The 18,186-nt window shown below is 70.2% G+C and carries 15 protein-coding genes; 7 read left to right on the top strand and 8 right to left on the bottom strand.

All coding sequences use genetic code 11. The annotated features are described in order from the left end of the window. Window positions 1-32: 32 nt before the first annotated feature. Window positions 33-1,370 (bottom strand): allantoinase AllB, encoded by a 1,338-nt coding sequence (gene allB / locus LE548_RS06990; protein WP_225095770.1) that lies wholly within the window; start codon window positions 1,368-1,370, stop codon window positions 33-35. 273 nt (window positions 1,371-1,643) lie between these two features. Between allB and LE548_RS06985 the strand changes: the two genes are divergently transcribed. Continuing rightward, entirely contained in the window at window positions 1,644-2,438 is a 795-nt protein-coding gene (locus tag LE548_RS06985) for an IclR family transcriptional regulator (RefSeq protein WP_225095769.1), read from the top strand. A 35-nt stretch (window positions 2,439-2,473) separates the two neighbouring features. Here LE548_RS06985 and LE548_RS06980 read toward each other — a convergent pair whose 3' ends face one another. Beyond that, a complete protein-coding gene (locus LE548_RS06980; RefSeq protein ID WP_225095768.1) occupies window positions 2,474-2,791 on the bottom strand; it encodes a DUF5955 family protein in 318 nt (105 codons plus the stop codon). Window positions 2,792-2,920: 129 nt separating this feature from the next. On the opposite strand from LE548_RS06980, the gene LE548_RS06975 reads away from it, so the two are divergent. Both LE548_RS06975 and aceB read left to right on the top strand, forming a co-directional pair. Further along, a complete protein-coding gene (locus tag LE548_RS06975; RefSeq protein ID WP_225095767.1) occupies window positions 2,921-3,523 on the top strand; it encodes an NTP transferase domain-containing protein in 603 nt (200 codons plus the stop codon). A 184-nt stretch (window positions 3,524-3,707) separates the two neighbouring features. Further along, window positions 3,708-5,333, top strand: a complete 1,626-nt coding sequence (gene aceB, locus LE548_RS06970; RefSeq protein ID WP_225095766.1) for a malate synthase A — start codon at window positions 3,708-3,710, stop codon at window positions 5,331-5,333. A 56-nt stretch (window positions 5,334-5,389) separates the two neighbouring features. Here the strand turns inward: aceB and LE548_RS06965 are convergent, their stop codons facing one another. From LE548_RS06965 to LE548_RS06955, 3 genes are all read right to left on the bottom strand, one after another. Continuing rightward, window positions 5,390-6,304: a HipA family kinase gene (locus tag LE548_RS06965; RefSeq protein WP_225095765.1), complete on the bottom strand. Its 915-nt coding sequence runs from the start codon at window positions 6,302-6,304 to the stop codon at window positions 5,390-5,392. Between the two features lie 145 nt (window positions 6,305-6,449). Continuing rightward, a complete protein-coding gene (locus tag LE548_RS06960; RefSeq protein ID WP_225095764.1) occupies window positions 6,450-7,553 on the bottom strand; it encodes a sugar ABC transporter substrate-binding protein in 1,104 nt (367 codons plus the stop codon). Then, window positions 7,550-10,081, bottom strand: coding sequence for a SpoIIE family protein phosphatase (locus LE548_RS06955; RefSeq protein WP_225095763.1), 2,532 nt, complete (start codon window positions 10,079-10,081; stop codon window positions 7,550-7,552). The genes LE548_RS06960 and LE548_RS06955 overlap by 4 nt, the downstream gene beginning before the upstream one ends. 288 nt (window positions 10,082-10,369) lie before the next feature. Here LE548_RS06955 and LE548_RS06950 point away from each other — a divergent pair, with 288 nt between their 5' ends. The 4 genes from LE548_RS06950 (at window position 10,370) to LE548_RS06935 (ending at window position 14,764) form a co-directional block, all read left to right on the top strand. Next, window positions 10,370-11,458: a substrate-binding domain-containing protein gene (locus tag LE548_RS06950; RefSeq protein ID WP_225095762.1), complete on the top strand. Its 1,089-nt coding sequence runs from the start codon at window positions 10,370-10,372 to the stop codon at window positions 11,456-11,458. Between the two features lie 36 nt (window positions 11,459-11,494). Continuing rightward, window positions 11,495-12,274 carry an ATP-binding cassette domain-containing protein gene (locus tag LE548_RS06945; RefSeq protein WP_225095761.1) on the top strand — a complete coding sequence of 260 codons (780 nt, stop codon included), beginning with the start codon at window positions 11,495-11,497 and terminating at the stop codon, window positions 12,272-12,274. Between the two features lie 5 nt (window positions 12,275-12,279). Continuing rightward, window positions 12,280-13,551, top strand: a complete 1,272-nt coding sequence (locus LE548_RS06940) for a sugar ABC transporter permease (RefSeq protein WP_225095760.1) — start codon at window positions 12,280-12,282, stop codon at window positions 13,549-13,551. 145 nt (window positions 13,552-13,696) lie between these two features. Beyond that, window positions 13,697-14,764 (top strand): sugar ABC transporter substrate-binding protein, encoded by a 1,068-nt coding sequence (locus LE548_RS06935; RefSeq protein ID WP_225095759.1) that lies wholly within the window; start codon window positions 13,697-13,699, stop codon window positions 14,762-14,764. A gap of 452 nt (window positions 14,765-15,216) precedes the next feature. On the opposite strand, the gene LE548_RS06930 is transcribed toward LE548_RS06935, so the two are convergent. The 3 genes from LE548_RS06930 to LE548_RS06920 are packed head-to-tail and all read right to left on the bottom strand — an operon-like array spanning window position 15,217 to window position 18,073. Further along, window positions 15,217-16,242 carry an aldose 1-epimerase gene (locus LE548_RS06930; RefSeq protein ID WP_225095758.1) on the bottom strand — a complete coding sequence of 342 codons (1,026 nt, stop codon included), beginning with the start codon at window positions 16,240-16,242 and terminating at the stop codon, window positions 15,217-15,219. Between the two features lie 17 nt (window positions 16,243-16,259). After that, complete coding sequence (locus LE548_RS06925) at window positions 16,260-17,042, bottom strand: ATP-binding cassette domain-containing protein (RefSeq protein ID WP_225095757.1); 783 nt, start codon at window positions 17,040-17,042, stop codon at window positions 16,260-16,262. After that, window positions 17,039-18,073 (bottom strand): ABC transporter permease, encoded by a 1,035-nt coding sequence (locus LE548_RS06920; protein ID WP_225095756.1) that lies wholly within the window; start codon window positions 18,071-18,073, stop codon window positions 17,039-17,041. The genes LE548_RS06925 and LE548_RS06920 overlap by 4 nt, the downstream gene beginning before the upstream one ends. Between the last annotated feature and the right edge of the window lie 113 nt (window positions 18,074-18,186).

Below are 18,186 nucleotides of genomic sequence, written 5' to 3'. Positions count from 1 at the left end.
CCTTTCTGGAGTCGGACGGGTGCGGGGGTGGCTCACTGGGGGCGGGCGAGCAGAGTGCCCTTCGGCTCGGTGAACTCGCCGTCGTGGACGATGCGTTCGCCGCGCAGCCAGGTGGACTTCACGACGCCGTACAGGGTCTTGCCGGCGTACGCGGTGACCCGGTTGCGGTGTTGGAGGGCGGCCGGGTCGACGGTGAAGGTCTCGTCGGGGGCGAGGACGGCGAAGTCGGCGTCCCGGCCGGCCTCGATGGCGCCCTTGCCGTCCAGACCCACGAGCGCCGCGGTCCGCGTGGACATCCAGCGCACCACGTCCTCCAGCCCGTGGCCGCGCTCACGGGCCTCGGTCCACACGGCGGCCAGGCTGAGCTGGAGGCCGGAGATGCCGCCCCAGGCGGTGGCGAAGTCGTCGGTCTTCAGGTCGGCGGTGGAGGGCGAGTGGTCGGTGACGACGCAGTCGATGGTGCCGTCGGCCAGCGCCTCCCACAGCAGGTCCTGGTTGGCGGCCTCGCGGATGGGCGGGCAGCACTTGAACTCGCTGGCGCCGTCCGGGACTTCCTCGGAAGTCAGGGTGAGGTAGTGCGGGCAGGTCTCCACGGTGATCCGGACGCCCTCGGCGCGGGCGGCGCGGATGAGCGGCAGCGCGTCGCTGGAGGACAGGTGCAGGACGTGCACGCGCGCGTTGAGCCGCCGGGCCTGGGCGACGAGGTTCTCGATGGCCGTGTCCTCGGCGTCGCGGGGCCGGGAGGCGAGGAAGTCGGCGTACCGGGGGCCGCCGGCTTGCGGGGCGGCGGCGAGGTGGTGCGGATCCTCGGCGTGCACGATCAGCAGGCCGTCGAAGCCGGCGATCTCCGCCAGGGACTGGGCGAGCCGGTCCTGGTCGAGGTGCGGGAACTCGTCCACGCCGGACGGGGACAGGAAGGCCTTGAAGCCGAAGACACCGGCGTCGTGCAGCGGGCGCAGGTCCTTGACGTTGTCGGGCAGGGCGCCGCCCCAGAAACCGACGTCGATGTGCGCCTTGTCGGCGGCCACCTGCCGCTTCACCCGCAGGTTCTCGACCGTGGTGGTCGGCGGGAGGGAGTTGAGCGGCATGTCGATCAGCGTGGTGATGCCGCCGGCCGCCGCCGCGCGCGTGGCGGTCCAGAAGCCCTCCCACTCGGTACGGCCGGGGTCGTTGACGTGCACGTGGGTGTCGACCAGGCCGGGCAGCAGGACATGGTCGCCGACGTCCTCCAGCCGGGCCCCGGCCGGGACCTCGGCGTCGTACGGCAGGACGGCCGTGATCTTCCCGGCGGACACGGTGACCGTCGCGGCCCGCGTCCCCTCCGGAGTGATGACGCGCGTCGAGCGCAGGACCAGTTCAGCGTCGGACACCCGGACCCCTCTCTGTACCGCCGTTTTACGCCCAGGAAACGGGATTTACATCCACGTAACGGATTTCAACGTTCTGTTGAAGGAGTCTTCACTCCCACTTCCGCGCCGTCAAGGGGCACACTTCTGAGCAGCGCGCCGACCGCGCCCACTCTGGACGTTTCCACAAAGCGGAATTAGAATTTCGCCAAGCAGAACGTAGCTACGTACAAGCGGGGAGTCAACCGACTGCCGGGTAGGCTTCTGCCCTCCTGTCAGCCCCGAAAGGAACGCGCCGTGCCGACGTCCAGCGCCAGCACCACCGACTCCGCCAAGCCCTCCGCCGGCGGCGGTGTCCAGTCCCTTGAGCGCGCCTTCGATCTGCTGGAGCGGATGGCGGACGCGGGCGGCGAGGTGGGCCTGAGCGAACTGTCCGCGACCAGCGGGCTGCCGCTGCCGACCATCCACCGGCTGATGCGCACGCTGGTCGCCTGCGGATACGTACGCCAGCAGCCGAACCGGCGCTACGCCCTCGGCCCCCGCCTCATCCGGCTCGGCGAGTCGGCGTCCCGGCTGCTCGGCACGTGGGCGCGGCCGTATCTCGCCCGGCTGGTCGAGGAGACCGGCGAGACGGCGAACATGGCGCTGCTGGACGGCGACGAGATCGTGTACGTGGCGCAGGTGCCGTCGAAGCACTCGATGCGGATGTTCACCGAGGTGGGCCGACGGGTGCTGCCGCACTCGACCGGCGTGGGCAAGGCACTGCTCGCCGGGGTGCCGGACGACGAGGTGCGGGCGCTGCTGGCGCGTACCGGGATGCCCGCGGCCACCGAGAAGACCATCACCACGCCCGAGGGCTTCCTGGCCGCGCTGGAGGACGTACGGCGGTCGGGGTACGCCGTCGACGACAACGAGCAGGAGATCGGGGTGCGGTGTCTCGCGGTGTCCGTTCCCGACTCGCCCACGGCCGCGGCGATCTCCATCTCCGGGCCGGCCGGGCGCGTGACGGAGGCCGCGACCGACAAGATCGTGCCGGTGCTCCAGCAGATCGCCCTTGAACTGTCTCAGGCTTTGGCGAGTTCGGGCGCCTGACGGGGCCGCCTCCCGCGCCCCTCAGGTGGGCACCGCTAACCCCTCTGCGTCGGTTCCCCGAAAAGATCCACCGCGTCCCTGACCTCCTTCAGACCCCTCGCCAGCGCACTCACCGAGCCGATCGCCCCCGCGATCAGTAACAGGGAGCCGCGCAGGCGCGGGGTCTCGGGTGCGCCGCCCGCGGCCATCGCCGCCAGAGCCGCCAGTTCGTCCTCGGCGATCGCCCGGTCGGGGAACTCGGAGGGCAGCGCGGCGAGTTCGCGGCGCAGCCGGGACACCGCGGTCCGCAGTTCCGCCACTCTCGGGTCCTCGCCCCTGCCGGTCACCGGTCTCTGCCCCAAGCTCCGAAACACAGCCCTCCCCCTCACACGCCGTCGTGCGCGGGTCAGTAAACGCCACCGCGTCCGTGCGCGCCACCGCGCGGACCGAAATTCAGCCCCAGGGAACCGGCCGTCGGCCGCCGCGTCGGGTATGCAGGACGCATGACGGACAGACATCGCGAGGAGGTCGCCGGGCTGCTGCTCGCCGCCGGCGGGGGACGGCGGCTCGGCGGTCGGCCCAAGGCGCTGCTGGAGCACCGGGGACGGCCGCTGGTCGAGCATGCCGTCGGCATGCTGCGGGCGGCCGGGTGCGGGCGGATCCATGTGGTCCTGGGCGCGTCGGCGGACGAGGTACGCGCGCGTGCCGAACTGGGCGGCTGCGTGCTCGTGGACAACCCCGGCTGGGCCGACGGGATGGGCTCCTCGTTGCGGGCCGGACTGGTCTCGCTCGGCGGTACGGGGGCGCGCGCGGCCCTGGTGAGCCTGGTCGACCAGCCGGGCATCCGTGCGGCGGCCGTGGCGCGGGTACTCGGCGCGTACGAGGACGAGAAGTCACTGGCCTCGGCCGCCTACGACGGCGTCCGCGGGCATCCCGTGCTGTTCGGTGCCGCCCACTGGGCGGGGATCGCTGCGACCGCCACCGGGGACCGCGGGGCGCGCGCCTATCTGAAGGATCACGAGAGCGAGATACGGCTCGTGGAGTGCGCCGACGTGGCGGAGCCGTACGACATCGACACCGAGGCCGACCTGCGCCACTTGGAGTGAGCACGGTGGCACTGGGCGCCACCTTCCCTCGACTCAGAGAATCTCGACGTCAACAAACCATTGAAGTTCCACGATGAGGAAACTACTATCCACTGTTCAGAAGCGCCTGCCCGCACAGTCGGCGCTGTTCGCCCTGTTCGTGCCTCTTGGCACTTGGTGCCACCGCTGAAGGAAGTGACAGCTCATGTCCGCACCAGCGCCGTCCCCGCTGGCCATCGTCGACGCCGAGCCCCTGCCCCGGCAGGAAGAGATCCTCACGGACGCGGCGCTCGCCTTCGTGGCGGAGCTGCACCGGCGGTTCACCCCGCGCCGTGACGAACTCCTCGCCCGCCGGGCCGAGCGCCGCGCCGAGATCGCCCGCACCTCCACGCTCGACTTCCTCCCGGAGACCGCCGCCATCCGCGCGGACGACTCCTGGAAGGTCGCCCCGGCCCCGGCCGCGCTGAACGACCGGCGCGTCGAGATCACCGGCCCCACCGACCGCAAGATGACCATCAACGCGCTGAACTCGGGCGCGAAGGTCTGGCTCGCCGACTTCGAGGACGCCTCCGCTCCCACCTGGGAGAACGTCGTCCTCGGTCAGGTCAACCTGGCCGACGCCTACACCCGGAACATCGACTTCACCGACCCGAAGTCGGGCAAGTCCTACGCCCTGCGCCCGAACGAGGAGCTGGCGACCGTCGTCATGCGCCCGCGCGGCTGGCACCTGACCGAGCGGCACCTGGTCGACGCCGACGGCCACGCCGTCCCGGGCGCCTTCGTCGACTTCGGCCTGTACTTCTTCCACAACGCCCAGCGGCTGCTGGACCTCGGCAAGGGCCCGTACTTCTACCTGCCGAAGACCGAGTCGCACCTGGAGGCCCGCCTCTGGAACGACGTTTTCGTCTTCGCGCAGGACTACGTCGGCATCCCGCAGGGCACCATCCGCGCCACCGTCCTGATCGAGACGATCACGGCCGCGTACGAGATGGAGGAGATCCTCTACGAACTGCGCGACCACGCCTCCGGGCTGAACGCCGGGCGCTGGGACTACCTGTTCTCCATCGTGAAGAACTTCCGCGACGGCGGCGCCAGGTTCGTCCTGCCGGACCGCAACGCGGTGACGATGACCGCCCCGTTCATGCGGGCCTACACCGAACTCCTCGTGCGTACCTGCCACAAGCGCGGCGCGCACGCGATCGGCGGCATGGCGGCCTTCATCCCGTCCCGCAAGGACGCCGAGGTCAACAAGGTGGCCTTCGAGAAGGTCCGCGCCGACAAGGACCGTGAGGCGAACGACGGGTTCGACGGCTCCTGGGTCGCGCACCCCGACCTCGTGCCGATCGCCATGGAGTCCTTCGACAAGGTCCTCGGCGACAAGCCGAACCAGAAGGACCGGCTGCGCGAGGACGTCCACGTCGAGGCGGCCGACCTGATCGCGATCGACTCGCTGGACGCGAAGCCGACGTACAGCGGTCTCGTCAACGCCGTCCAGGTCGGCATCCGCTACATCGAGGCCTGGCTGCGCGGTCTCGGCGCGGTCGCCATCTTCAACCTGATGGAGGACGCGGCCACCGCCGAGATCTCCCGCTCCCAGATCTGGCAGTGGATCAACGCAGGCGTCGAGTTCGAGAACGGCGACACGGCCACGCCCGAGCTGGCCCGCAAGGTCGCCGCCGAGGAACTGTCCGCCATCCGCCAGGAGATCGGCGAGGAGGCCTTCGCCGCCGGCCACTGGCAGGAGGCCCATGACCTGCTGCTGACGGTCTCCCTGGACGAGAACTACGCCGACTTCCTCACCCTGCCGGCGTACGAGCAGCTCAAGGGCTGAACCTGACACGGGTGAGCGGCCCCGGGAGTTCACGTCCCGGGGCCGCTCGCGCGTGTTCAGCCCAGGTGAGCCGACCAGTCCTGCTCCGCGGCCGGCTTGCCGTGCAGGTCGGGGACGCGTTTGAGCCAGGCCGGGCGGCCCGCCTGGGTCCGCGCCGCGCGGGCGGCGTCCTCGGCGGCGAGCTGCTCATGGCTCGGGAAGTCGGTGGGCAGCCACTCCCGTGACAGGCGGACCCGGGCCAGCAGGTAGTCGACGTAGGCGGCGCGGACGTCGTCCGGGGTCGCGAAGCCGGCGTCCTCGGCCAGCCACGCGTCCGGCACCTGGGCGACGATGCCCCGCAGCAGTTCCTCGGTGACCCTGGGGGCCAGTTCGGCGTCGGCCGCCCGGACGTCGGGTCCGTAGTGGCCGAGGGCGTGGTGCCGGAAGTCGTAGCTCTTGCCCGGGGCCGTGGTGTCCCAGCGGTGGTGGAAGACGAGCGCGGCGCCGTGGTCGATGAGCCACAGGCGCGGCGGTACGGTGCCGAGCGTGGGCCAGACCATGAGGTTGGAGCTGTGCACCGTGCGGTCCACGTTGACCGTGAGCGCGTCCAGCCAGACGATCCGGCCCGCCTCCAGCGGGTCCACGGGGAAGCTCTTCGCGACCTTCGGGGTGAAGTCGGCGGCGCCCGGCAGATAGTCCATGCCGAGGTTCACCCCCGCGCTCGCGCCGTGCAGGTCCCGGACCTCCTGATGGGGCTCCTCCGCCGCGATCGCCGGATCGAAGCGGACGAGCACCAGCTCCGGGAAGCGCAGGCCCAGCGCACGGGCGAGTTCCCCGACGATCACCTCGGCCACCAGCGCCTTGTGCCCCTGCGCCGAGCCGGTGAACTTCACCACGTACATGCCGAGGTCGTCGGCCTCGACGACTCCTGGGACGGAGCCGCCCGAGCGGAGGGGTTCGATGTAACGGGTTGCAGCGACCTCTCTCAACATCTACCCAGGCCCCATAGCTCATTTGCCTTATATTCCACGGCCAGCTCCCACGCGGTGCGCCCCTTGCCTCCGGCCTCGGGCATGAAGTGAGCATAGACCCCTGCCTCCGCCATGATCGATGCGCAGGCAAGGAGCCGATCGCCCTCTACGGAGTCAGCCCTGCCTTCGCACAAGCGGCCCGCAGCTGCGGTGTGCAGATCTGGTCGATGGTGTACACACCGTCCTTGACGAGGGTCTGCTTGATGTTGGCGGTGGTCACGGCGACCGGGGTGAGGAGCACGGACGGGATGTGGTGGGTGGTGGGGCTGTCGATCGTCGTCGTGGCGATGGTGCGCAGCTTCTCCCCGCGGCCCAGGGCGACGGCCATGGCAGCGGCTGCTTCGGCTTCCGCGCGGAAGGACTTGTACACCGTCATGGACTGCTCGCCGCCCACGATGCGCTGCACCGCGTCGAGGTCGGCGTCCTGGCCGGTGACCGGTGGCAGGCGCCTGACGTGGGCGGTCTTGAGTGCGGAGATGACGCCTGCGGCGATGGCGTCGTTGGCGGCCAGGACGCCGTCGATCCGGCCCGGGCCCAGGGCCGAGATGGCGGCAGACATGTTGGCGTTCGCGTTGTCCGTGCCCCAGCCCAGGGTGTCGTAGGAACGGCCGATCCTCACCTTGCCCTGCAGGACGGACAGTGCACCCCTCTTGTACAACGGGGCGTTGGAGCTGGTCGGGTCGCCGTTCATCATGACGATGGTCCCGTCCTCGGCCGGGGCGTGCATGGCCTTCAGGAGGGCCTGGCCCTGCAGCCTGCCGACCTGTACGCCGTCGAAGCTGACGTAGCCCGAGATCGGCCCGTCGGCGAGCCTGTCGTAGGAGACGACGGGGACGCCCGCGTCGTGCGCCGCCTGGACGGACGAGCGCTGCACCCTGTTGTCGGTGGCGACGAGAATGAGGACTCTGACCCCCCTGGTGATCATGGCGATCATCTGTTGCCGCTGGGCCGTCGCGTCGTCGGCGGCGTTGGCATAGGTGACGTTGCAGTGCGGGCAGAGCTGTTTCACCCGTCGCTCGATCAGCGGCTTGTCGGAGTTCTCCCAGCGTGGCACCACCCGGCTCGGCAACAGCAGGCCGACGGTGAAGCTGTCCGTGGTGGCTGTTCCGCCTCCTGTGCAGGCGGCCGAGGGCATGACCAGCAGGCCCGCGACCAGCGCGCCGACGACATATCGCGTACGGGGCGTCACCCTTTGCCTGCGACACGTCATGACCGGTCCCCCTCCTCGGCGCCCGGTCCTGCGCCGACCGAAGCCGGTTCACGACGCGGTACCGCTATCTCGCTGCACACCTGCTTGCCGCCGGCCACCGGCACCGTGCCGAAGGACTCCGACATCGCCTCGACCAGGAGCAGGCCCCGGCCGCCGGTCGACTCCCAGTCCACGATCACGGGCTTGGCGGGTGCCCGCGGAGAGGAGTCGCTCACGCAGACACGCACCCGGTCCCCGCGGAGCATCAGGTCGAGACGGACCGGGCCCTGGGTGTGCACCAGGGCGTTGGTGACGAGCTCGGACACCACCAGCAGCACCGGGTCGGTGGCTTCTTCGACCTTCCAGCTGCGCAGCGTGCGCGCGGTGAACCGGCGGGCGTGCATGACCGCGTCGGGCAGCCGCCACACCACCCAGCCCGCCCGGATCGGCCGGGTCTTCATGCCGTCGTACCGCAGCAGCAACAGCGCCACATCGTCCTCGCGACGGCCGACGTCGCCCAGCAGGGCGTCGGCCACCCGCCCGAGATCCGACGGGTCGGCCGCGGCGAGGGTGGCGCGCGTGCGGCGCATGCCCTCGTCCAGGGACAGGTCGGCGGCCTCGATCAGCCCGTCGGTGACCAGGGCGAGCATCGTTCCGGGCGCCAGTGCCACCGCGGTCATCGGGAAGTCCGCCTCCATGGAGATGCCCAGCGGAAGGCTGCCCTCGACCTCGACCTCCTCGGTGGCGCCGTCGGGATGGCGCAGCAGCGGTGCGACGTGCCCGGCCCGGACGAACAGAACGTCGCCCTCGTCCATGTTCAGTTCGGCGTAGCAGCAGGTGGCGAAGAGATCCGTCTCCATGCCGACGAGGAGGCGGTTGGCGTGCGAGACGACCACGTCGGGCGGGTGACCCTCCACCGCGTACGCCCTGACCGCGGTACGCATCTGGCCCATGATCGTCGCGGCTGCGGCGCTGTGGCCCTGCACGTCGCCGATGACCAGCGCCACCCGGTCCTCGGAGAGGGCGATCACGTCGTACCAGTCGCCGCCCACCTGCAGTCCTCGCCGGGCGGGCAGATAGCGGGCGACGGCGATCCCGCCGGGAAGCTCGGGCAGACGTCGTGGCAGCAGGCTGCGCTGCAGCATCGTCGCGAGTTCCTGTTCGGCGTCATAGGCGTGGGCGCGGGTGAGCGCCTGGCCGGCCAGTGAGGCGGTGGCGGTCAGCAGCGAACGTTCCTCGGGGACGAACTCGTGCGGCCGGTCCCAGCCGATCAGGCACACGCCGGCGACCCGGCCTCTGGCGGGCAGCGGCAGGACGGCGAGGCCTCCGGGGCCGATGCCGTCGAGTCCCGGTTCCAAGGCGGTGCCTGCCGGCCACAGGTCCATACGTCCGTCGCGCAGAGCCATCTGCAGGGTGGGCAGGGCACTGAGAGGCGCGTCCGGCCACTCCGAACGCCACTGAAGACGCCATGTCTGCGGCCAGGCGGCGGGCTGCGCCGGGTCGAGCAGGGTGACCTGGAGCCGTTCGTGCTGCAGCTCGGCGAACGCCACCCGGTCGGCGCTCAGGGGCTCGCGCAGGGCCGTGACCACCACGTGGCTGACGTCGCGCACGGTGGTGGCCTCGTCGAGTGCGGCGGTCAACCACTGGATCCGGGAGACGTCGTCGGCGCCCCGGTGCAGGACCGAGGTCGCCGTCACCACACCCAGCACCTGCTCCGGCCGGTCGTCGGGACCCGCCGCCACGCGGCACCTCAGACTCAGCCAGCGCATCTCACCGGTGGGGCAGCGGACGCGGAAGTCCAGTTCCCGTCGGCCGGAGATCTGGGTGGACGGCTCCAGCACCGACATCAGCGCGTGCAGGTCTTCCGGCAGTGCGTGCGCGAGCAGGGAGTCCGCCTTGCCGTCGAAGTCGTCCGGCCTGATGCCGACCAGTTCGCACAGCGTCTCGTCCGCGTCGATCACGCCGGTTTCCGGCACCAGGACGAAGGAGCCGACGCGCATGCGGCGTAGTGCGGAACTCAAGGGTGCCGGCGGCGGCCCTCCCCCGGCCCCGGCCTCCAGCACGCCGGCGACCGCGTCGGCGTAGCGCTCCAGGAAGCGCTGCTGCCCGGTGTCGAAGCCGTTCTCGCCGGCGCCCACGACGACGAGGCAGCCGAGCCGCCCGCCCTCGGCGCCGAGGGGCAGCGCACCGAGCGATGTCCGGGCCCGCGGCGGCACCGGACGTCCTTCGGGGCAGGAGGCGAGTGCCGCGGGGGTCAGCCACACGGGGTGGGAGGTGCGGCAGGCGCGGGCCGCAGGCGAGTCGCCGGACAGGGCCAGGCGCTCCGGCAGTCCGTACCCGGCAGGGGCGCATCCGGCCGTGTCCACCGACCGAAGGTCGTCAGAACCTGCGCCGGGCACATAGAGCACTGCCAGCTCCGCTCCGGCGAACATCAGGGCGCCGACGCTCAGGGGGGTCTCCGGCCCCGGCGGTGAGCCGGTGTCCGCGACGCCGGCCCCGGCTGTCCCCGGCTGCGAGAGTCCGGCCCGGGCACTGCCGTCGTGAGGCATGTCCGCATCTACCTCCCGTCCGTGCCGGGGTGCCGACCGGCTACCGCTTGGGCACTCCCCCTACCAGAATCGCATAGAGGGACGAACCAGACAGATCGACGTGATGTCGGCTGCGCAGCACCGGGTTCGCAGTTCACCGTGGCCGGTGTCACACTGACGGCATGGTCGTTTTGCCGCTTTCGCTCGGTCCGGGCGGGTGTGGGCCGAGACCCCGCCTCGCCCCGGTGGGCCATGCTGCCGCACCGCGGTTGCAGCCGCGTGGCTTCAGGGAGGAGGGAGGCCTCGCGCATGAAGGCCTGCGTCCGGGACACCGCCCTTGCCCTGGCCGCGGTCTCGACGGCCGTGTCTCTCGCCGCCTGCGGATCGGGTGCCGGGAACACCTCCGCCCCAGGGGGCGCGCTGAAGATCGGCGTGCTGCTGCCCGACTCCACCACCGCCCGCTGGGAGACGCAGGACAGGCCGCTGCTGGAGCAGAAGATCCGGCAGCTGTGCGGCGACTGCACGATCGAGCACGCCAACGCCAAAGGTGACGTGGCCATCCAGCAGGAACAGATGGACTCGTCGATCGCCAACGGGGTCAGTGCCATCTTGCTGACGGCCGTCGACGCCAGGGCCATGCGCCCCTCGGTCGACAGAGCGGCTGCCGCACACATCCCGGTCATCGCCTACGACCGCCTCGCCGAGGGCCCGATCTCGGGCTACGTCTCCTTCGACGGCCAGGAGGTCGGCAGGCTCCAGGGCAAGGCGCTGCTGACGGCCATGGGCGCCAAGGCGCACGACGGCCGGATCGTGATGATGAACGGCGACCCCGGCGACCCCAACTCGCTGTCGTTCAAGCAGGGCGCACTGTCCGAACTCCAGGGGAAGGTGAAGATCGCCAAGGAGTACGACACACCGCAGTGGAGCGCGGAGGCGGCGAACCGGAACATGTCCGGAGCCATCGCCGCCCTGGGCGCCGGCAGCATCAACGGCGTCTACGCCGCCAACGACGGCCTCGCCGGCGGCAGTATCGCCGCCCTCAAGGCCAACAAGGTCAGCCCGCTGCCGCCCGTCACCGGGCAGGACGCCGAGCTCGCAGCCGTACGGCGCATTGTCGGCGGCGATCAGTACATGACGGTCTACAAGCCGTTCGGACCCGAGGCTGCCGCCGGCGGCGCCATGGCCGTGGCCGCCGCGCGTGGTCAGCGCCTCGACGGGGTGGCCACCAGCCGGGTGAAAACCCGCAGCGGCGCGGAGGTTCCGGCCGTGCTGCTCACCCCGGTGCCCGTGACCCTTGCCACCATCAAGAACACCTTGGTGAAGGAGGGCGTGTACACGCTCGAACAGATCTGCACCCCGCCACTCGCGGGCGACTGCCACAAGGCCGGGCTGACCTGACAGGCGGGACCGGCCGACCCCAGGTCCGGGAAGGAGATGATTCTCTTGCCGCCTCCCTTGCTCGCCCTGCACGGCGTGTGCAAGCGCTTCGGCGTCGTCGAGGTCCTCCAGGACATCGAGCTGGAGATCCACGCCGGCCAGGTCCTCGCCCTGCTCGGCGACAACGGAGCCGGCAAGTCCACCCTGGTCAAGGTGATCTCCGGAGTCGCTCCCGCGGACAAGGGGAGCATCGAGTGGGAGGGCCGGCCCGTTCACATACGGCGTCCCCAAGAAGCCCGGGACCTCGGCATCTCCACCGTCTACCAGGACCTGGCGCTGTGCGGAAACCTCGACGTCGTAGGCAACCTCTTCCTCGGACGGGAGATCCGCAGGTTCGGTTTCCTCGATGAGGTGGAGATGGAGCGCCGCACCAGGCAGCTGCTGGAGCGCCTGACCCGCAGCGTCCTCGATCTGCGCGGTCCGCTGGTGTCACTGTCCAGCGGCCAGCGGCAGACCGTCGCCATCGCCCGCTCGCTTCTCGGCGACCCGCGCGTCCTTCTTCTGGACGAACCGACCGCGGCGCTGGGGTTCGAGCAGACCACCGAGGTCCTCGACCTCGTCGACCGTCTCCGCGACCACGGCCTGGGAATCCTGCTCATCAGCCACAACATGGGCGATGTGAAGGCCCTCGCGGACCGGGCCGCCGTGCTGCGGCTCGGCCGCAACAACGGCTTCTTCGACGTGAGTACCACCTCCCAGGAGCAGATCGTCTCCTCCATCACGGGCGCCACGGACAATGCGCCCCGCCGGCCGGCCCACCGCGAGGCCGAGTGGTGAAAGGGATGCGTGACATGCCGGACGAGACGCGGGCCGATCCCGCGGCAGCCACCACGGAAGCCCCTCAGCGCCGCGCCGGGCGGGCCGTCACCCGTGCCGTGGCGGGCTGGATCGCCGTCCGGCGGCGCAGGCTGAGCGCCGGTGAGCTGGGCTACCTTCCCGTCACCCTCGTCCTCGCCGCGGTCTGGATCATCTTCCAGTGCATCAACTCCACCTTCCTCTCGCCCCGCAACCTGTCCAACCTCAGCGTGGACATCGTGGGCACGGGCCTCATCGCGGTCGGCATCGTCTTCGTGCTGCTGCTCGGTGAACTCGACCTGTCGGTCGGCTCGATCAGCGGGCTCGCCGCCGCGGTCTTCGCGGTGCTCAACGTGAACAACGGCGTGCCGGAGTGGCTCGCCCTGATCGCCGCCGTGCTGACGGGCACCGCGGCAGGAACCGTCCAGGGGTACTCCGTCGCCAGGACCCGGGTGCCGGCCTTCGTGGTCACCCTCGCCGGGCTGCTGACGTGGAACGGCCTCATGCTCGCCATCCTCGGCACCAGCGGCACCGTCAACCTCGACGAGAACGGGCTCATCGCCCACCTGACCAGCTACTACTTCACCAACGCCGCCGTCGCCTACGCGGTGGCGGCACTCGCCACAGCTCTGGTCTTCCTCACCTCCTACCTGGACAGGCGCCGCCGCAGGGCCGTCGGCATGCCACACCGCCCGCTGCACACCATCGGGGTGCGCACAGCAGTAGTGGCGGTGATCGCGTTCGCCTCCGCCTATCTGCTGAACCAGTTCCAGGGCCTGCCACTGGCTCTGCTGATCTTCCTCACGGTGGTGGCGGGCCTCGACATCATGCTCCGGCGCACGCCCTACGGACGGCAGGTCTACGCACTGGGGAGCAGCATCGAGGCGGCCCGTCGCGCCAGCCTCAGCGTGACCGGCGTACAGACGGCCGTGCTCGCGGTCTCCGGCACCCTGGCGGCGACCGGCGGCCTGTTCCTGGCCTCGCGCATCACGTCGGTGAGCCAGAACTCCGGCTCCGGCGTCCTGCTGCTCAACGCCGTCGCCGCCGCCGTCATCGGCGGCACCAGTCTGTTCGGAGGCCGCGGTACGACCTGGTCCGCAGTGCTCGGCATCCTGGTCATCCAGTCGATCGCCTCGGGCATGGCCCTCACCGACACGCCCACCGCCGTCCAGCTGGTGATCACGGGCGGGGTGCTCTTCGCCGCGGTGGTCATCGACTCACTGTCCCGGCATACGCAGCAGGCGCACGGGCGTGCCTGACATGTCCACGGGCGGCGTCGGTGAGGCCCGCAGCGACCTGGACATGAGGGGAGCCTTTTCGCATGTATGTTGGAAAAAGAGGCACAGCCGGCCCTTCCGAGGGGTAGACGGCAGGCGCTTCGGGACCCGGCGCTAGGAAGTACCGATGAGGCTCAGATCCGTCCTCTGCTCCACTGCGTCCGCCCTCTGCGCACTGGTGCTGCTCAACGCCTGCAGCGGCGGCTCCGGCATCACGGCCACGTCGAGCGGCGGCAAGCCGCTGGTCGGCGTCGACTACCCACGCTCCGACACCGACTTCTGGAGCGCGTTCATCAAGTACACGCCGGAGTACGCCAAGCAGCTCGGCCTCTCGCTCAAGACCACCAACTCGCAGAACGATGTCGCCAAACTCGCCGCCGACGCGCAGACACTCATCCTCCAGGGCGTCAAGGGCATCGCGATGGCCCCGCAGAGCACCTTTGCCATCGCGCCGATCCTGGCACAGTTGCAGGCGGCGAAGATCCCGGTTGTCACCATCGACACCCGCCCCGACACCGGCAAGGTCTACATGGTGGTCCGTGCCGACAACCGCGCCTACGGCGAGAAGGCATGCAGGTACCTGGGCACCAAGCTGGGCGGCAAGGGCAAGGCCGTGATGCTCCAGGGCGACCTCGCGTCGATCAACGGCCGTGACCGCACCGACGGATTCAACGACTGCATGAAGAAGAACTACCCGCGCATCCAGGTGTTCGGCGAGGCCACCAACTGGGACGGCGCCATCGCCGCGCAGAAGCTCCAGACCGACCTGACAGCCCACCCGGACATCAAGGGCATCTACATGCAGGCCAGCCTGGCCCTGTCCGGCACGCTCCACGTGCTCAGGCAGGAGGGGCTGTTGACCGGCCCGAAGGACAAGAAACACGTGTTCGTCGTCTCCAACGACGGCGTCCCCAGGGAACTCAAGGACATCTCCGCCGGCACCATCGACGCCACCGTCTCCCAGCCGGTCGACCTTTACGCCAAGTACGCCCTGTACTACCTGAAGGCCGCGATCGACGGGAAGACGTTCAAGCCCGGCAAGACCGACCACGAGAGCACCATCGTGCGGGTCCGCGACGGCCTTCTGGAAGACCAGCTCTCCGCCCCGCTCGTCACCGCCGACGGCGGCACGTACGGCGGCGTCCCCAGCCTCAAGAGCTCCGACAGGTCCCTGTGGGGCAACAACCTCGGCTGACACCGTGTCCGACCGCTGAGTGAACCGCCGGGTCTGTGCGGCGAGGACAGCCGGGGAGGAATGCCCGAGCCGAGCGTTCCCCGCAGGGAGGCCGTACCAGTACTGCGGTACCGGTTCCTGGGCGGATTCGGTCCCGTGGTGCCGGGAGGCGTGGAGATCCGCTCATGGCGTGGGCGCAGGGCCGAGCGGGCCCCGATTCTCGTACCGCCCCTCTTCTCCTGGTGGGAGTAGCTCCGTGGCCACCTTCCTCCACCGTCCGGGCCGGTCGGTCTTCCGGCGACGACGGCTCTTCCTGATGGCATGGATCGTCGTCCTGGCCGCTGTCGGCACAGGTGCCGGCAGTGTCTCCGGCACCGCGACGGACGACTTCACGCTTCCCGGCACGCAGTCCCGGAAAGCGATCGATCTGCTGGGGAAGGAGTTCCGCCTGGGGACTCAGCCGTTCCACCGTCTCAGGAATCTCCAGGCGCACGGCTCATGCGGCCGTACACGACGCCGAAGCCGAAGGCGCGGCTTCGGCCGGGTTCCAGGGCGAGGAGGGCGGCGTGTTCGGGGCGGTTGAAGGCGTTGGTCATCGTCTCGACGGGTTCGAGTGCGATGGAGGCGCGCCGGTCGCGGGCCAGGGTGTCTCCGGTGAAGACGTGCAGGTATCCGCCGTACTGCCAGACCCGCAGTTCCTCGCCGGTCGCCGTGTCGGTCAGCACCGTCTCGAACCGGCTGCCGGAACCGCTGAGGTCCGCGTAGCAGGCGTCGATGACCGCGTCGCCCAGCCGTTTCGGTGCCCGGAAGTCCATGTCGGGGCAGTCGTCCAGGGGAAGCAGGGCGTCCTCGCCGGGCAGGGGGATGAGGGAGGCGTCGGTGCGGATCAGGGTGTGGGCGGGGATGTGCAGGAGCAGGTCGCCGATGGACTGCGACAGGGTGAAGTACGGGTGCCAGCCCGCCGCGTAGGGGGCGGTGGTGTCGCCCACGTTCGTCGCGCGGACCTCGATGCTCAGCTCCCGTGCCGTGACGGTGAATTCGGCTTCGAGGTCGAGGGCGAACGGGTAGCCCGGGTACCGGCCCGGTCGGATGCCCGTGGTGCGCAGCAGCAGGCAGGCGGAGTCGGCCGTCGTGGTGGCATGGACGAGTTCGAACGGTGTCTCGCGAGCGAAGCCGTGGTAGATCAGGCGGTCCGCGTGGTGGCCGGGGAGCAGGTCGTGGTCGTGTCCGTCGTAGCGGTAGCGGCCGTCGGCTATGCGGTTGGTGAAGGGAGCCATCAGGCCGGCGCGTACGCCGTCCTGGGCGAGGAGTTCCTTCTCGTCGCGGTAGCCGTCCGTCAGCTCCTTCAGCCGGCCTGTCTCCCCATGCCTGACCTGCCAGCTCAGCAGCGTCGCTCCGCGCAGGGCGAGGACGGCGCGGGCCGATTCGTCCGGCGCGGAGACGACAAGAGTGGGTTCGCCGCCGAGACGGTCCTCGGCGATCCGGTACTCGGCGGACATGTCCCCTAATCTTCCCTTCAGCTCGCTTCGGGGGCGAGCTTCTTCGCGCCCGTCATGATGGCCACCGCGTCCTCCATGGAGTGCGACTGCGGGGTGATGACACCCGCGCAGCCGCCGAGTCGCTGGATGTGGATGCGGTCGGCGACCTCGAAGACGTTGGGCATGTTGTGGCTGATGAGGATGATGCCGAGGCCCTGGTCGCGCAGGTCGCGGACGAGTTTGAGGACCTGCCCGGTCTCGCGGACGCCGAGGGCGGCGGTCGGCTCGTCGAGGATGACGACGCGGCCCCCGAAGGCTGCCGTGCGGGCGACGGCAACGCACTGCCGCTGGCCACCGGAGAGGGTTTCCACGGCCTGGTTGATGTTCTGCAGGGTGCCGATGCCGAGCCGCTTGATGTGATCGGCGGCCTGACGCTTCATCTCGCTGGTGTCGAGCATGCGGAACACCGAGCCCAGCACGCCCTTGCGGCGGACTTCGCGGGCGAGGAACAGGTTGCTGGCGATGTCCAGCGCGGGAGCGACGGCCAGGGTCTGGTAGACGGTCTCGATGCCGGCTTCGCGGGCGTCCTGGGGCCGCTTGAAGTGGACCTCCTCGCCATTGACGAAGAGGCTGCCCTGGTCGGGGACGAGGGCTCCGGACAGGCACTTGATCAGGGTGGACTTGCCGGCGCCGTTGTCGCCGATGACGGCGAGGACCTCGCCGGGGTGGAGGGTGAGGTCGACGTCGTTCAGGCCGACGACCTTGCCGAAGAGCTTGACCAGGCCCTTGGCTTCGAGGACGGGGGCGGTGGCGGTGGTCACGACTTCACACTCCGGATCCACTGGTCGACGGAGACAGCCGCGATCACCAGGATGCCGACTGCGAGGACTTGGTAGTTGGGGTCGATGCCGGCCAGCGCGAGGCCGTTGACGAAGACCTGGACGATGAGCGCGCCGATCAGCGAGCCGAGCACCACGCCGCGTCCGCCGAACAGGCTGGTGCCGCCGATGACGACCGCGGTGATGGACTGCAGGTTGGCGTTGAGGCCGCTGTTGGGGTCGCCGCCGCCGACGCGGCCGACCAGGATCCAGGCGCCCACGGCGATGGCGAAGCCGCCGACCATGTAGGCGCTGAGCAGCACCCGGTTGACGGAGATGCCGGCCAGGCGGGCCGCCTCGACGTCGTCGCCCACGGCGTACAGGTGCCGGCCCCAGGCGGTGTAGCGCAGGGCGTAGCCGATCACCGCGTACAAGGCGATCATGATCAGGACGCCGTTGGTCAGGTTCAGCTGCCCGAGGGAGACCGTGTTGGCGGTCCACATCAGGATGTTGCCCGGTTGCAGGGCGATGGTCTGGCCCTTGGCGTAGATGAGGGTGACCGCGGTGAAGATGCTCAGGGTGCCGAGGGTGACGATGAACGGCGGCAGCTTGATCTTGGTGACCAGTAGCCCGTTCAGAGCCTGCGCGGCGATGGCGACGACCGCCCCGGCGAGCAGGGCCACCCCGCCCGGCCAGTGGTTGTCCGCGACGAGCTTCGACATCAGCAGCGAGGCGAGCACCATGACCGCGCCGATGGACAGGTCGATGCCTGCGGTGAGGATGATGACCGTCTGCCCGACGGCCAGTGAGCCGATGACGGCCACCTGCTGGACGACGAGCGAGAGGTTCTGCAGCGCGTAGAAGCGGTCGTTGACCAGGGAGAACACCACAGCGGCGAGTACCAGGACGATCGCCGGGCTGAGTGCGGGCTGGCGGTGCAGCACCGAGTGGATGCGCTGGGCGGGGGTGGCGGGCCGGTTGAGGAGCTCCTCCGCCGGTGCCGGTGTGGCTTGAGGGTCCACGTGGGTGGTCACAGGGGGTCCTTCCGGTGTCTTCCCTGGTACGGGCTCATGGGCTCGTGTGGTGCGGGTGCGACGCCGGTGCCATCACGGTGGCTTCCGGCGCCGCACCCGGCTCGGGGGCAGTC

The sequence above is a fragment of the Streptomyces sp. CoH27 genome, assembly GCF_020181035.1.
Taxonomy (GTDB): domain Bacteria; phylum Actinomycetota; class Actinomycetes; order Streptomycetales; family Streptomycetaceae; genus Streptomyces; species Streptomyces camelliae.
This window is presented reverse-complemented; position numbering and strand designations above follow the sequence as displayed.